The sequence below is a fragment of the Edaphobacter paludis genome (assembly GCF_039993895.1).
Classification (GTDB): Bacteria; Acidobacteriota; Terriglobia; order Terriglobales; family Acidobacteriaceae; genus Edaphobacter; species Edaphobacter paludis.
This window is the reverse complement of the sequence record NZ_CP121194.1, coordinates 2,855,962-2,870,849: the sequence shown is the minus strand read 5'-3', so window position 1 is coordinate 2,870,849 and position 14,888 is coordinate 2,855,962. Positions and strand designations below refer to the sequence as shown.

Genomic DNA, 14,888 nt, shown 5'->3' with positions numbered 1-14,888 from the left:
AGAACAGGAATTTCAGAAAGTCTGGAAGCTCTTCCAGTCACAAAGACTGCAATGATCGTTGGCCCGCGCGGCGCATCCAATTCAGAATGCAAGCCATCCAGATCCTCGCCACCGGCGGTCCCGAAGTTCTCACCCTCCGCGATCTACCTACTCCAACCCCCGGTCCCGGCGAAGCCCTCGTTCGACTCGAAGCCTCCGGCGTCAATTTCATCGACGTCTACTTTCGCGAGGGCCGATATCCCGCGAAACTTCCCTACACTCTCGGCCAGGAGGCAGCCGGAACTGTCGTCGCGACTGGAGATAACGTCACCATGGTAAAGGCGGGTGACCGCGTGGCCTGGTGCGGCGTTCCCGGAACCTACGCGCAACTGGCGGTAGCTCCCGCCGATCGCCTCGTCCAAATCCCTGAAGCGGTTACCTTCCAGCAGGCCGCAGGAGCCATGCTGCAGGGCATGACCGCCCACTACCTCGCCCACTCCACCTACCCCATTCGCCGCGGCGACGAAGTCCTCATCCACGCGGGCGCCGGAGGCGTAGGACTGCTTCTCACCCAGATGGCAAAGTCCCTCGGTGCCCGCGTGTTCACCACCGTCTCCAGCGAAGAGAAAGCTGCCCTCTCACGCGCTGCCGGGGCCGACGAAGTGATTCTCTATACCCAGGAAGACTTCGCCGCGAAGATCAAAAAGCAAGCCCCCAAGGGTCTCAACGCTGTCTATGATTCGGTGGGTAAATCTACCTTCGACAAGTCGCTCGAAGTCCTCCGGCCTCGCGGTACGCTCGTGCTCTTCGGCGGCTCCAGCGGCGCGGTTCCACCCTTCGACCTAATTAAGCTCTCCGCCCTCGGCTCGCTCTACATCACCCGGCCCACGCTCAAGGATTACATCGCCACCCGGCAGGACCTCGAACTCCGCGCCACTGCAGTCCTCAACTCCATCGCCGACGGCACACTCAAGCTCCGCCTCGAACACACCTATCCCCTGACGGACGCCGCTCACGCCCACCGCGACCTCGAATCCCGCATCACTACGGGCAAGCTGCTCCTCATCCCATAACAAAAACCGACCACGGATTACACGGATAACGCGGATTAAGACATTCTTTTAAATAGCTTTTATCCGCGTCTATCCGCGTAATCCGCCGTCGTATCCCGTCTTCTTTGACTTCCCCTAAAGCTTGGCTCAAACTTGAATCTCACCCTCTTTCCCTGCGGCATGGCATCGTAGCGCTGTCCGTCCCACTCAACCCTTTGTCCCGATTCGGAATGCTCGGGAAGCGCGGTGAAACTCCGCCACTGCCCCGCAACTGTGATTCGCGCACGCAGCCGCTGCACCGCTGCGTGAATGTCAGCCAGCCGCTCCCACTGATGCCAGCGCATTGGGAAGGGACGCGGTCAGCACCACGGCTATCATGCATCGCGTCAGTCAGGAGACCGGTTCCGTCTGCGTACATCAACCACATTCCCGAGGGGGGAATGGAGGAGCTTCACTCATGCCTGCACCCTTGCACCGCTCAGCGGTCGCGTCATCTCTGCGTGCGCTCGCCGCACTCGCCGCCATCCTTCTGCTCGCTGTTCCATCCAGTCGTGCCGTCATCGTTCGCGGCACCGTCACCGACCCACTCGGCGCAGCCGTAGCAGGAGCCCGCGTCCAACTTATTCAGGGCAAGAGCGCCATCGCCGTATCGCTTACCGGGCCGGACGGATCGTTCGAGATCCGCAGCACTGCTCCCGGGCGGTTCCTCCTGCTGACCTCTGCGGCCACCTTCACGCCCAACATCGGCCAGGACTTCTATGGCGGCCGCACCGACGTCGTCACCCGCGACGTCACGCTTGAAGTCGCCTCCGTCACCACCTCGGTCACGGTCACGGCGACGGGAATTCCGACGCCCATCCAGCAGGTAAGCTCGCCGATCACACTTATCCCGGCCTCCGACCTCGCCACTCAGGTTGGCATCGTCGATGACCTACGCCAGTCTCCTGGCGTCGCCGCTGTTCAGACCGGCCAGTACGGCGGAGCTACCTCGCTCTTCGTCCGAGGCGGAAATTCCACCGCAAATAAGGTCCTCATCGACGGCATCCCCGCAGAAGATGTTGGCGGCGTCTTCGACTTTGGCAATGTCTCCAGCACGGGTCTCTCCGGGCTTGAGTTCTATCGCGGTCCGAACAGTGTGCTCTACGGCTCCGATGCCGGAGCCTCTGTTGTCAGCCTCAAGACGCCGCGCGGTAACTCTCTTCACCCTGTGCTCAACTACTCCGGCGACGCAGGCAACTTCTACACCTATCGCAACGAAGCCGCTCTCAGCGGTGCATGGAACCGCCTCGACTATTACGGAGCCTTCTCGCGCTTCGACAGCTCCAACGCGCTGCCTCGCGACAAGTATCACTCCGCCACCTCGGTCGCTAACCTTGGCTATAACATTACGGCGAACACGCAGGCCCGCCTCACGTTGCGCAACGCCGTCTCGGCCAGTGGCCTGCCCAGCGCGCATGACTTTTACGGCATCTCCAGCGATGGCAAGCAGGGAGACCAGGACATCTACTCCGGCCTCACCCTCGAAAACCGCGCCCTCCAAAGCAAATGGCACAACCTCGTTCGCTACGGCATCGCCCGCAAGCGCGAGCAGGAGCACCAGTTCACTAACGTCGGTCAGCCCATCACCTACGACTTCGGCAGCGGCCCCTTCACCGAATACTTCGGCAACGTCGTCACCATTCGCGGAGCCAACGGCTACACCGCTACCGGACAGGCCTCCTTCTTCCTGCCCAATGAAGACTCCGTCTCCAACCGCGACGAACTTTATTACCAGTCCGACTACACCTTCACCCATCACCTCACCGCGCTCTTCGGTTTCCGGTACGAGAACGAGCGCGGCAGCTTCGTCGAGCCCGACTTCGGCGAGGACGAGATCATAAAGCGCACCAACTACCAGTACACCCTCCAGTTTCAGGGCGACATCAAGAATCGCCTCTTCTACTCGCTCGGCGGAGCGATTGAAAAGAACCACCTCTACGGCGTGGCAGGAACCCCGCGCCTCGGTCTCGCCTGCGTTCCCGTTCGCCCCGGCACCGGCTGGTTCAAAGGCACCAAGCTCCGCGCCAACGTGGCCACCGGTGTTCAGGAGCCCAACCTTTCAACCGAGTTCGTGAGCCTGTACAAGCAGTTGGAACTTGCCGGTAACACAGCCGCAATCGATCAGTACCACATCAAACCCATTGACGCCGAGCGCTCCCGTACCTACGACGTTGGCATCGATCAGAACATACTCAGCCAGAAGCTGATCTTCAAGGCAGGCTACTTCCACAACATCTTCGACCACCAGTTGGAAGGCGTGCAGTCCGGTGCGCTGCAGCAATACTTCGGCCTGCCGCCCAGCGTCGTCTCCGGCATCTTCTCGGCCTACATCAACTCGCTGGCTTTTCGCGCTCAGGGCCTCGAAACCGAGTTGCAATACCAGCCCACCCGCCACATCTTTCTGCGTGGAGGCTATACCTACCTCAATGCCGTGGTTATCCAGTCCTTCTCTGGTGATGCGATCGCGGCCAACACCGGAAACCCCACGGAGAATCCGAATCTCCCCGGCATCGCGATCGGTGCGGAAAGCCCCCTGATTGGAGCCCGTCCCTTCCGTCGGCCGCCACATACCGGCTTCTTCAGCGCGCAGTATACGACCAGCAAATTCTCCGCAGCCTTCAAGGGTGCCCTCGCCAGCCGCGCCGATGACTCCACGTACCTGGACGGATTCGATCCTAACTTCGGCAACAGCCTCCTGCTTCCCAATCACAACCTCGACTTCGGCTACGCGAAGCTGGACGCAAACTTCCTCTACGCCGCCACGCACCGCGTCACCGTCTTTAGCCAGCTAAGCAATCTCCTCAGCCAGCAGCACACCGGTCCCATCGGCTATCCCGGCCTGCCGTTCACCTTCCGCGCCGGCCTCAAACTGAGAATCGGGGGCAACTAGACATCGAGTCGTTGGGGGATGCGCGGGGACCTACCGGCACCCGCGCATCATGACAAGCCAGATGAGCGAAATGATGATGGAGCCAACGACGCCAATGGCGAAGAGAGGGGTCTTCGTAGGAAGAGCCGCCGTGGACTTGCTGTTTTGCTGAGGAGACAGCGGGTTATAGGTGATGACGAAGGTACTGCCCTGTTCAAGGTAGGTAGGTGAGCGGAACTCGTCGGTGAAGGTCTGGCCGTGGGCGTAGTAGCTGAAGCTGATAAGGAAGTGCTTGCTGGTGGGGATGCCGAAGGCGAGGGCCTGTCCTGCTCCGAAGTCGTACTTGCAGGCGGTGACCTTGGCCTGAGTTTCGAGCCAGGGGAAATCCGGGCTTTGCGTGCGCTTCTTCATGCGACGATCTGCCGGGAGTGGATGCGCTCGACGCCCGCTGCGCGGAGGGCTGCGTTGGTCGCTGAGACGGAGCTGGGCAAATTCACGGGACGAGTGGCGTCCTCGATGACGATGCACTCGAAGCCGAGGGCGGTGCCGTCGATGGCGGAGAATCGGACGCAGAAGTCATAGGCGAGGCCGCAGAGGAAGAGTCGCTGGAGGCCGCGCTCGCGAAGATATCCGGCGAGGCCTGTCGAGGTGAAGTGGTCGTTTTCGAGGAAGGCGGAGTAGCTGTCGATGTGGCGGCGGAAGCCTTTGCGCAGGATGAGTTCTGCGTGCGGGATGTCGAGGGCGGGGTGGAATGAAGCGCCGGGGGTGTTCTGTCGGCAGTGTTCGGGCCAGAGGGTCTGCGCGCCGTAGGGGGCCTGAATGGTCTCGAAAGGCTTCTTGTTTGGGTGGCTGGCAGCGAAGGAGATGTGCTCGGAGGGGTGCCAGTCCTGGGTAAGGATGACGTGCTCGAACTTTTTCGCGAGAGCATTGATGATGGGGACTACCTGATCGCCTTCGGTAACAGGCAAGGCCCCGCCAGGCATGAAGTCGTTTTGGACGTCGATGACTAGAAGGGCGTCGTCGGCTTGTGGGGTGATAGTCATGGCCGCTTATCGTACCGCTTGAGAGAGCTTAGTTCTCGTCAAAGAAGTGTATCGCCAGTCCTACACTGTATCGTGCTACTGGCAGGTTTTTCGTGGATGGTGTGATGGCGGATGAATTGAAGTTTGAAAATGCGTTAGCCACAAAACTGGATTTGAAGGCCACTCGGTTTGCGGCGAACCGGAGTGCATTGCTTACGCTGCTCGGGGCTGTGCGAACTGAGGAAGATACGATTCGGCTCGGCGGCGGTGCTAAGGCGACCGAGGCGCAACATTCCAAGGGACGGCTTACGGTGCGCGAGCGGCTGAAACTGCTGCTCGACGAAGGAACGGAGCTGCTGGAGCTTGGACTGTGGGCGGCTCATGGAATGTATGAGGAGTACGGCGGCGCTCCGGCGGCGGGAGTAGTGACCGGGCTGGGTCGGGTGAGTGGGCGATTGTGCATGATCGTCGCCAATGATGCGACGGTGAAGGCTGGCGCGTTCTTCCCGATGACCGCGAAGAAGGTATTGCGCGCGCAGACGATTGCTCTGGAGAACCGCATTCCCACGCTTTACCTGGTGGACTCCGCCGGGGTCTTCCTCCCCTTGCAGGAAGACGTCTTCCCCGATACGGACGACTTTGGCCGGGTCTTCCGCAACAACGCGGTGATGAGTTCGCTGGGGGTGCCGCAGATTACGGCGATCATGGGGATGTGCGTGGCCGGGGGCGCGTATCTTCCGGTGATGACCGATACGGTGCTGATGACAGAGGGCTCTGGGCTGTTTCTGGCGGGGCCGTCGCTGGTGCAGGCGGCGATTGGGCAAAAGACCGGCGCGGAGGAATTGGGCGGCGCTTCGATGCACTCGGAAATTTCAGGCACGGTGGACTTCAAGGAGCCGAATGATCATCTATGCATTGCCCGGCTGCGCTCTCTGGTGGGAAAGATCGGCTCGCCTGCTAAGGCTCCGTTCAGCATCGTGGAATACGACGCTGCAAGGGATGCGCCCAAGTACGCGGCTGAGGATTTATATGGGCTGATTGATCCTGATCCGGCGAAGGCGGCAACCAATGTATATGACATGCGCGAAGTCATTGCGCGGATCGTCGATCGCAGCGAATTCGATGAGTACAAGGCTGACTTTGGCCGAACGGTGTTATGTGGTTATGCGCGAATTGGCGGACGGGCAGTAGGAATCGTCGCCAACCAGAAGGTGCACCAGCAGCAGACGGCGCTCGACGGCAGCAAGCGGACGGAGTTTGGCGGCGTCATCTATACGGAAAGCGCGCAGAAGGCGGCGCGGTTCATCATGGATTGCAACCAGAGTCTGATTCCGTTGATATTTCTGCATGACGTGAACGGCTTCATGGTGGGCAAGGACGCGGAGTGGAGTGGCATCATTCGCGCGGGAGCGAAGATGGTCTCCGCGGTGAGCACAAGTGTGGTGCCGAAGATCACGGTCATCGTTGGCGGCAGCTTCGGGGCAGGGCACTATGCGATGTGCGGCAAGGCATATGATCCGCGATTCCTGTTCGCATGGCCCACGGCGCGGTACGCAGTGATGAGCGGGGCTTCGGCTGCCAATACTCTGGTCGAAGTGCGGGTGAAGCAGATGGAGCGCGGAGGAAAGGTGCTGACGGACGAGGACAGGAAGGCTCTGTATGACGAAATCAAGGCGACCTATGACGCGCAGGCCGATCCAAGGTATGGTGCGGCGCGGCTCTGGATTGATGCGATTATCGATCCTGCCCAGACGCGGCAGGTGTTGATGACAGCTCTGGAGGCGGCTAGTTTGAATCCTGAGGTGGCGAAGTTTAATCCCGGGGTGTTGCAGACATGAAAGACTTAGTCATGAGCGATGCAGTAAAGATTATTGAATGTCCCCGAGATGCATGGCAGGGTTTGCCGGTGCACATGTCGGCTGAGATAAAGGCAGACTATCTGCGAGTGTTGATCGCCACTGGTTTCAAGCATATCGACGCAGTGAGCTTTGTCTCCGCCGCGGCGGTACCGCAGATGGCGGACTCGGAGAAGGTGTTGGAGTACCTCGATCCGCCCGATGATGTCGAGATTATCGGCATCGTTGTGAATGCGAAAGGCGCGGAGCGGGCAATCAAGTCGGGGAGCGTGCAGACGCTGGGATTTCCGTATTCGATCTCGCCGGGATTCTTGCAACGCAATCAGAATCAGACGCCCGAAGAATCGCTCGATGCGCTGGAGCAGGTGGGCACGCTGGCGTACAAGGCGGGACTGGATGTGGTGGCGTATATCTCGATGGCGTTTGGGAATCCCTATGGGGAGGCCTGGGACATCGATGAGGTTGTCGCTGCCTGCGATCTGCTGATCGACAGCGGAGTGCGGCAGATATCGCTCGCGGATACCGTAGGACTTGCCACACCAAAGCAGGTTGTCGATGTAGTTGCCGAGGTAATGGCGGTGCACGATGCCGTGGAAGTGGGAGTTCATCTTCATGCCCGCTACGAGGGCGCGCGCGAGTTGGTACGGGCAGCGTATGGCGCGGGATGCAGGCGGTTCGATACGGCGATTGGCGGGCTGGGCGGCTGTCCGTTTGCGCAGGATGCGCTGGTGGGGAACCTTCCGACCGAGATGGTGTTAGAGGAGTTGAAGGCTCTGGGCGCGGAGTTGCCGCCGATGCGTCCTCTGGATGGTTTACTTGCGGCGAGTGCGGAGATTTCGCGTAAATTTGGTGCGAGAGTTCAGTGAGGGGCCGATGAGCTACAAAACGATCCTGGTTGCGGAAGAGAGTGCAATTCGAACGATCACGCTGAACCGCCCTGAGCGGCGCAATGCGATGACTCCGCAGATGCAGGAGGAGTTGCTGGCTGCCATGCGGGAGGCAGCTACGGGCAGTTGCCGCGTAGTGGTACTCGCGGGCGCGGGCGCAGCGTTTTGCGCGGGACTCGATCTGAGTTCGTTGCAGGAGATGAATAATAAGTCGATCGAGGAACATACGACAGATGCGGATCGCGTGGCCCGCCTCTTTCGCTCGATCTTTGAGCTGCCCAAGCCGACGATCGCGGCGGTGCATGGCGCGGCGATAGCCGGTGGCGCGGGGTTGGCGACGATCTGCGATTTCACGCTTGCCGTGCACGGTGCGAAGTTCGGATATACCGAGGTGAAGATCGGCTTTGTGCCGGCGCTGGTATCGGCGTTCTTGACGCTGCAGATCGGTGATAAGCGGGCGCGAGACCTGCTGTTGACGGGCAGGTTATTTCCCGCGGAAGAGGCACATCGCCTGGGACTGGTGAATGAGGTACTGCATCCGGAGGATCTGCGCGCTCGTACCCGGGAGCTTGCGCGATGTTTAGCCACAAATAGTCCGGAGTCGATGGCTGCGACGAAACGACTGCTGGCCGCGCAGAATAAAGCATGGCTCGATACAGCAATTGAGTATGCAATGGCGGCAAACGCCGAAGCCAGAACGACACAGGATTTTCGTGAAGGTGTTTCATCGTTTCTGGAGAAGCGTAAGCCGGTCTGGGCGAAGACCGACCGCGGATGAACGCGGATCACCACGGATGAGAAGCAAGGCTTATTGATATGGGATCGCCATGGGCGCGCTTCATTCACTCTTGCCTGCGTCGATCCGTAATGGGCTTTCGCCTGAAATGTCGCCCCCTGCTTCGGTAAACTGTAAGAATGACTAATCCTGTAACTGAAAAGCCATCGATCGGTGAGACACGCGTGCGCGTGCGGTACGCGGAGACCGACCAGATGGGCGTGGTGTACCACGCAAATTATTTGATCTGGTTTGAAGTGGGGCGAGTGGAGTTCATTCGCCAATTGGGGCTGGACTACAAATCCATGGAGCGCGAGGAAGGCTGTGGAATCGCGGTCGTCGACGTATCGGCGCGATATAAGGCTCCCGCTCGCTATGACGATGAATTGATCGTGCACACGCGGCTGGTTGCGGCTCGTGGCGCTCTGGTGCGGTTTGCGTACAGGATTGCGCGTGTGGCGGATGGCGTTTTGCTATGCGAAGGGGAGACGGTGCACGTCGTGGTTGGGCCCGATATGAAAAAACGATCTCTTCCTCAGAAATATGCGGAACGTTTTGCGGCGCACCTCATCTCATAGATGAATCCCAATCAGGGAACACAACGAGGTATGACGATGAGTTCACAAGAAAAAAAGATTGCGCTGATTACCGGCGCCAACCGCGGCCTTGGGCTGGAGACGGCACGGCAACTGGGCGCGCAGGGCATCACGGTTTTGCTGGCTGCTCGCGATCTCGCCAAGGCCGAGGCGGCTGCATCCACCCTAAAAAAAGAGGGAATTGACGCCCGTCCGATAAAGCTGGATGTCGATAACCCGGCGGATTATGCTGCTGTGGCCAAGGCCATCGAAAAGGATTTCGGTGTGCTGGACATTCTCGTGAACAATGCGGGAGTCTTCCTGGACAACCGTGGCCCGAACCAGACGAGCACAACCTCAGATAAAGTTTTGCGGAAGACCTTCGATACCAATTTCTTTGCAGTGGTCGCTTTGACGCAGGCGTTGCTGCCGTTGCTGCGGAAGAGCAAGGCAGGACGCATCGTGAACTTGTCCAGCATTCTGGGTTCCCTGACGCTTCACGCCAAGAAGGGCTCGTACGTCTACGATGCGAAGACCTTTGCCTACGATGCCTCGAAGGCGGCGTTGAACTCTTTCACGATCCACCTCGCGCATGAGCTTGCAAATACCAACATCAAGGTGAACTCGGCGCATCCTGGCTGGGTAAAGACTGAGATGGGTGGAGAAGGCGCAATGATGGAAATTGAAGATGGCGTGAAGACTTCGGTGCAGTTGGCTACGCTGCCGGAGGACGGTCCTACGGGTGGCTATTTTCATATGGGAGAGGCGCTTCCCTGGTAAGCAGGCCACGGGGTTTTACGTTGTTGCGAATGAAATTGATGATCGTTTCCAGCGGCGTTCCCGGTCCGAAGATGGCCGAGACGCCGCTTTTTCGCAGGGCCTCTGCATCCTGATCAGGAATCGTGCCGCCGAGGATGAGGAGGATGTCTTCGGCATTCTGTTCGCGAAGCAGTGCAATAATGCGCGGGACAATGATGTTGTGCGCGCCGGAGAGGATGGAAAGGCCGATGCAGTCCACGTCTTCCTGCACCGCGGCATTGACGATCATCTCCGGTGTCTGCCGCAAGCCCGTGTAGATGACCTCCATGCCTGCGTCGCGGAGCGCGCGCGCGATGATCTTTGCGCCACGATCGTGGCCGTCGAGGCCGGGCTTGGCGACCAAAACACGGATTGGCGCTGAACGCTCCATCGATCCATAAGTATACGGGAGCCGTAAGTATACGCGGCCTCGTTGAGGCGGCGTCAGCGTTTGCTGATTGTCTGCCAGGCCTTTGCATACTTCCAACTGGTGTAAGTGGAGTGGTAGAGATGGAGAAGCAGACCTTCACGGCCGTCGAGGAAGCCGAGTCGGAAGAAGTAATTCCAGGTGAAGGTGAAGGTGGGAACGGCGACGATATTCCAGTAAAAGGCCATCCAGGAGCGGCTGGTCTTTCCCCTCTCGATCACGATTTGCGCGCCCAAGGTGCTATATCGATCCATGTGTTCGATGTAGCTCTCGATAGTGGGATAAGCATGATGAATGAGATCGTGATGGAGCGTTTCGAGCTTGCCTTCAAAGGTTATGGTCTCGTGGACGGGACGCTCGGTGAACCGGGCCGGGGGCGCAAAGTTCGCGGCGTGATGACGGAAGAGGCGTAGCTTAGCATCTGGGTAGTAGCCGCCGTAGCGTATCCAGCGACCGAGAAAAAGATTGCGCCGGCGCAGCAGATAGGCATCGGCACGCGGCTCTCCAATGAGCAGAAGGCGTATCTCTGTCTGCAACTCGGGAGAGAGTTCTTCGTCGGCATCGAGCGAAAGAACCCAAGTGCCGGAGCACTTCTCAATCGCAGAGTTCTTCTGTTGAGAGAATCCCTTCCATTCCTCGCAAAACACCTTCGTGTTCTTGAACGACCCGGCGATTTCAAGGGTTGAATCCGTCGAGCCGGAGTCGAGAACGATTACTTCGTCCGCAAACTGAACGCTGGCGAGGGTGCGGCGGAGGTTGGCCTCTTCATTGAGGGTGATGATGGCTACGGACAGCTTCTGAGGCATGGCTTCACACAGGTGTAGCGCTGTGATCTCTTTGAAAGATGGGTAATTCTATTTTGATGGCTTGATGTGGCTAATCGTATCGCAGAACATGTGATTTGTCGCGATGGTTAGGTTAAGTGGAGCTACGAAGCAGGAGGTACGTGCCTGCGATACCGAAAAGAAGGTCGGGCGACCACGCCGCCAGCAGAGGCGGCAATGTGCTCACATTGCCCATTGCTTCAAACAGGCCGGCGACCACCCAGTAGGCAATCGCCAATCCGATGGCGGTGGCGATGCCGGCGAGACTTCCTTTTTTGCCCATCGAAAGCGAAAACGGAATGGCAAGGATCGCCATGACCAGTGTGATGAGTGGATACGCGACCTTGCGGTTGAGTTGAACGCTAAGTCGCGTCGTGTCGAAGCCGCTCTGCTTCAGGTCGGAGATGTAGTGCGAGAGTTCGCCATACGACATCTCCTGCGAGGGTATATTTTCTTTCTTGAAATAACCCGGCTGCTCCCGGATCTCGGGGAAGGTGGCTACGGTAAACGGCTGGTAGGAGGCGACCGTCTCCCCTGCGAAGCTGCGCTGCCAGCCGTCGTCGAAGACCCAGCGATTCACGCGGGCATCCCATCGCGCGCTCGACGCGAAGATGCGCCGTTGCAGGGCAAAGGTGTGCGGCTCGAACTCGAAGACGCTCAGGTTAGCAAAGACATTCTTGTCGGCGTCGAAAAATTGATAGTAGAAGATGCGCGAAGGTTCGCCGGATTCGGTCGTCTGGCCGGAGATCCACTTGCGGTCGGGCCGCAGGAAGGTCTGCGCAGGCTTGTCTTTGATGACGGAGAGCAGCGCCTCCTGCCGGCGATTGGCCGCGGGAAGATAAAGCTCGTCGAAGGCGAAGAGCCCGGCGGAGATCATCATCGTGACGATGAGCACCGGCGTGATGATGCGGTAGAGGCTGATGCCCGTTGCCTTCATCGCGGTAATTTCGGAGCTGCGGCTCAGCGCGCCGAACGTGACCAGCACGGCCACCAGAGCGCAGAGCGGAGTGACGTTATAGAGAATAAAAGGAATGAGGTTGAGTAAATATTCGCCCACGGTAATGAGTGGCGTGCGGTTGCGGAAGATGTCGCCGATCAGCTCGAAGAAGGTAAAGATAATGGAGAGCGCCGAAAAGCTTGAGAGAATCAGCGCAAAGTTGGCGGCGTACTCGCGCATGACGTAGTCATCGAGCAGCAGCGGAAATCGAATATGGAAGATGCGACGAAACCGTCGCAGAAGCGTCGCTATATCCGGCGTCAGTCCTGTGGCGACACTCCCGGCTCCTCCACGTGACACCAGCCGCGCGTACAGTTTGTTGAACGAACCGCCAAGGCTGGAGAAGACACCGAGCGCAAGGCTTCCGCGAGACATCTGGTAGAGCAGAAAGATGCCGGCTCCGGCGAAGATGAGGTTTGCCCCCCAAACACCGAAAAAAGGCGAGAGCCTGCCATTCTTGGCAAAGGCCACGCCGACCGACGAAAGAAAGTAGTAGATAAAGACGAGCAGAATCGTAAGTACAAAACCAGTCGATTTTCCGCCGCGCTTGGAGGAGAGGCCAAGCGGTACACCGACGAGCATCAGCACCAGGCAGGCGAAGGGATACGAGAAGCGCTTGTGGAACTCGATGCGGTAGCTTCGCGCGAGGGTTGCTGGAACGCCGCTTAGGTTGCTCCGCCGCCATAGCTCGTGCAACGGCAGCGCAAGTATCGGCGTGTCGGTGCGACCGAGATGGGTGTCGGGCGGGGCCTCAGTCTCAATGGGAATATCGGTGGAAGCAAAGGTAATGATGTTGTACTGGTTCGGATTGGTTGCCGTGGTCTCATGCTGACCGCCGTCGATGAGGTGCAAGCGGATGGTCTGGGCGTCGGAGGTGCCGGGCGTTCCGCTGACGACGATAGCGCGTTCCGCCGTTGTGATATGCGGTGTGGCGGGTTGGGTGAGATCGGCGAGGAATACGTGATCCCATAACGCTGCCCCGGCCGCAGGCTTCACATTCTGAACATAGAGAACATAGTTGCGGAAGTCTTCGTAGAAGACGCGAGGCTGTACCTCGAAAGAAGCCTGCGAAGACTTCAGCGTATCTCCCAGCCGCAACAGCCCGGCGGCCGCCCGTGGCCCGAGATAGAGAGAGTTGAACAGTCCTAGCCCCAGCGCGACGACGGCCACAATAGAGACGATGCGCACGAAGCTGAGCGCGCCCATACCGCTGGCCCGCATCGCTGTAATTTCGCTGTCGGAGGCGAGACGGCTGAGGCCCAGTAGAATGCCGACCAGCACAGCCATCGGGATCGTATAGGTAACGGCGCTCGGCAGCGTATAAGCAAAAACCAGGAAAACCTGGGTGAGGGAGGCAGATTCGCGAACCACCAGTTCGAGGATCTTGCCAAGGTCGCGCATGAAAAGCACAAAAGTAAAGAGCGTCCCACCCAGCAAAGCGTAGGAGGTGACTTCGCGGAGAATGTAACGGGTGAAGATGCGCATGGACAGATAGTTGCCTGGATTGAGTTTATCGCGTGCGCTCGAAATTGGCTGGTATGCATGTGAGGAGAAGATCGGCGAAGCGGAGAGCTTCGCCGTTATACCGCAACGCTCCCCTCGTGCTGCAGCCTGCTATCGTTTTCGATGACCGATCCGAGCTTGTCGGAACCATCGCCAAACCGTCTACGGAGGTAGCGATTCATTGGGTCAGAGAAGAAGCGCGCAACCGCCTCTCCGAGCAACCCCGCAATCACAATCACGGCGAGGAACAAGGCAGGCACTCCTCGCATAGGCTTACCGATGCTGACAAACAGGCCAAACAAGGCGAAGATCACGAACATATGGGTCAGATAGACCTCATAGCTGCGCTGGCCGAGTTTGACGAGCGGACGGAAGATGCGGGGACTCTTCCATTGTGTCTGTGCTGCCACTGCGACGAGCATGCTGGTACCAACGGCGAGGATCGTCATATTCAGACCGTTGTGGCCAAGACCCCAGATATAGGCTCTGATGGAAAAGCAGAGGCTGAAGATAAGAAGGATTGCGCCCAGGCTGCCGAGCATCCATAGCTGAAGGCGAGAGAAGCGCATTCGCGAGACCAGCAGAGCCGTCAGGCAGCCGACAGCAATCGCATCCATGCCGCCGAGGTACGAATACTCCTGCCACACGCCGTTCCCATGCGCGAGTATGGTTCGGCCGAAAGGGCCGAGGACGACAAAGGCGAGCAGTAGCCCTATGAGCAGCTTGCCGCGACCAAGCAACCAGCAGACCAGCGGGAAGAAGAGATAGAACATCTCCTCAACGGAAAGCGACCAGAGAATATCCCAATTGCCCGGCAGGTATCCACGCGTGGCCTCAAGAAGATTAATGTGAAACGTGAGCGCCGCAATCAGCGCGCGTCCCAGCCCTCCTGTCTTTGCCGAAACGACAAAGTCCTTGAGGTGCGCGAAGTGAAGAGTGCTCAAGACCGCCAATAACAGTAGTAGCAGCGGTGCAATGCGAGCGAAGCGCAGCAGGTAGAAGTCCCGCACGCTGACGGAGGAGAGCGATCCCCAGCGACGAAGCGTCGTCGAAGTGATGAGAAAACCGGAGACCACAAAAAACATCTGCACGCCGAATTGGCCATTCCAGACCAGTGAAAAAACAAGCTGGTGTGGAAGCCCCCTGGTGTACGGCACCTTTGCCCCTAGCAATCGCATGTTGACGTGGTTCATCAGCACGAAGAAGATGGCGAGGCCGCGGAGCATGTCCACACCGTCCAGCCGTCTCCAGCTTCGTTTCAGGTTTGCAGGCGCAAATGGCATGC

Annotated in this window: 13 protein-coding genes and 1 riboswitch; of the genes, 7 read left to right on the top strand and 6 right to left on the bottom strand. The window is 58.9% G+C overall.

The annotated features are described in order from the left end of the window. Positions 1-86 precede the first annotated feature (86 nt). Positions 87-1,052: a quinone oxidoreductase gene (locus P4G45_RS11930; RefSeq protein WP_348266699.1), complete on the top strand. Its 966-nt coding sequence runs from the start codon at positions 87-89 to the stop codon at positions 1,050-1,052. Between the two features lie 190 nt (positions 1,053-1,242). Continuing rightward, positions 1,243-1,453, top strand: a riboswitch (cobalamin riboswitch). Between the two features lie 35 nt (positions 1,454-1,488). Next, positions 1,489-3,960, top strand: coding sequence for a TonB-dependent receptor (locus tag P4G45_RS11925; protein ID WP_348266698.1), 2,472 nt, complete (start codon positions 1,489-1,491; stop codon positions 3,958-3,960). Positions 3,961-3,990: 30 nt separating this feature from the next. Here P4G45_RS11925 and P4G45_RS11920 read toward each other — a convergent pair whose 3' ends face one another. Then, complete coding sequence (locus P4G45_RS11920) at positions 3,991-4,350, bottom strand: hypothetical protein (RefSeq protein WP_348266697.1); 360 nt, start codon at positions 4,348-4,350, stop codon at positions 3,991-3,993. After that, positions 4,347-4,982: a bifunctional nicotinamidase/pyrazinamidase gene (gene pncA, locus P4G45_RS11915; protein ID WP_348266696.1), complete on the bottom strand. Its 636-nt coding sequence runs from the start codon at positions 4,980-4,982 to the stop codon at positions 4,347-4,349. The genes P4G45_RS11920 and pncA overlap by 4 nt, the downstream gene beginning before the upstream one ends. Positions 4,983-5,086: 104 nt before the next feature. Between pncA and P4G45_RS11910 the strand changes: the two genes are divergently transcribed. The 5 genes from P4G45_RS11910 to P4G45_RS11890 all read left to right on the top strand — a co-directional run bounded on the left by P4G45_RS11910 (position 5,087) and on the right by P4G45_RS11890 (position 9,834). Beyond that, entirely contained in the window at positions 5,087-6,799 is a 1,713-nt protein-coding gene (locus P4G45_RS11910) for an acyl-CoA carboxylase subunit beta (RefSeq protein WP_348266695.1), read from the top strand. Positions 6,800-6,810: 11 nt separating this feature from the next. Beyond that, positions 6,811-7,683: a hydroxymethylglutaryl-CoA lyase gene (locus P4G45_RS11905; protein ID WP_348266694.1), complete on the top strand. Its 873-nt coding sequence runs from the start codon at positions 6,811-6,813 to the stop codon at positions 7,681-7,683. A gap of 7 nt (positions 7,684-7,690) precedes the next feature. Beyond that, the gene (locus P4G45_RS11900) at positions 7,691-8,482 is read left to right on the top strand and encodes an enoyl-CoA hydratase-related protein (protein ID WP_348266693.1); all 792 of its coding nucleotides are present in this window, start codon (positions 7,691-7,693) and stop codon (positions 8,480-8,482) included. Between the two features lie 137 nt (positions 8,483-8,619). After that, positions 8,620-9,057, top strand: coding sequence for a thioesterase family protein (locus P4G45_RS11895; RefSeq protein WP_348266692.1), 438 nt, complete (start codon positions 8,620-8,622; stop codon positions 9,055-9,057). Between the two features lie 36 nt (positions 9,058-9,093). After that, complete coding sequence (locus P4G45_RS11890) at positions 9,094-9,834, top strand: SDR family oxidoreductase (RefSeq protein ID WP_348266691.1); 741 nt, start codon at positions 9,094-9,096, stop codon at positions 9,832-9,834. On the opposite strand, the gene P4G45_RS11885 is transcribed toward P4G45_RS11890, so the two are convergent. The 4 genes from P4G45_RS11885 to P4G45_RS11870 form a co-directional block, all read right to left on the bottom strand. Then, positions 9,791-10,243 (bottom strand): cobalamin B12-binding domain-containing protein, encoded by a 453-nt coding sequence (locus P4G45_RS11885; protein WP_348266690.1) that lies wholly within the window; start codon positions 10,241-10,243, stop codon positions 9,791-9,793. The genes P4G45_RS11890 and P4G45_RS11885 overlap by 44 nt on opposite strands. Positions 10,244-10,296: 53 nt before the next feature. Next, entirely contained in the window at positions 10,297-11,085 is a 789-nt protein-coding gene (locus P4G45_RS11880) for a glycosyltransferase family 2 protein (RefSeq protein ID WP_348266689.1), read from the bottom strand. 112 nt (positions 11,086-11,197) lie between these two features. Continuing rightward, positions 11,198-13,585 (bottom strand): LptF/LptG family permease, encoded by a 2,388-nt coding sequence (locus tag P4G45_RS11875; RefSeq protein WP_348266688.1) that lies wholly within the window; start codon positions 13,583-13,585, stop codon positions 11,198-11,200. Between the two features lie 95 nt (positions 13,586-13,680). Continuing rightward, positions 13,681-14,886, bottom strand: a complete 1,206-nt coding sequence (locus P4G45_RS11870; protein WP_348266687.1) for an acyltransferase — start codon at positions 14,884-14,886, stop codon at positions 13,681-13,683. Between the last annotated feature and the right edge of the window lie 2 nt (positions 14,887-14,888).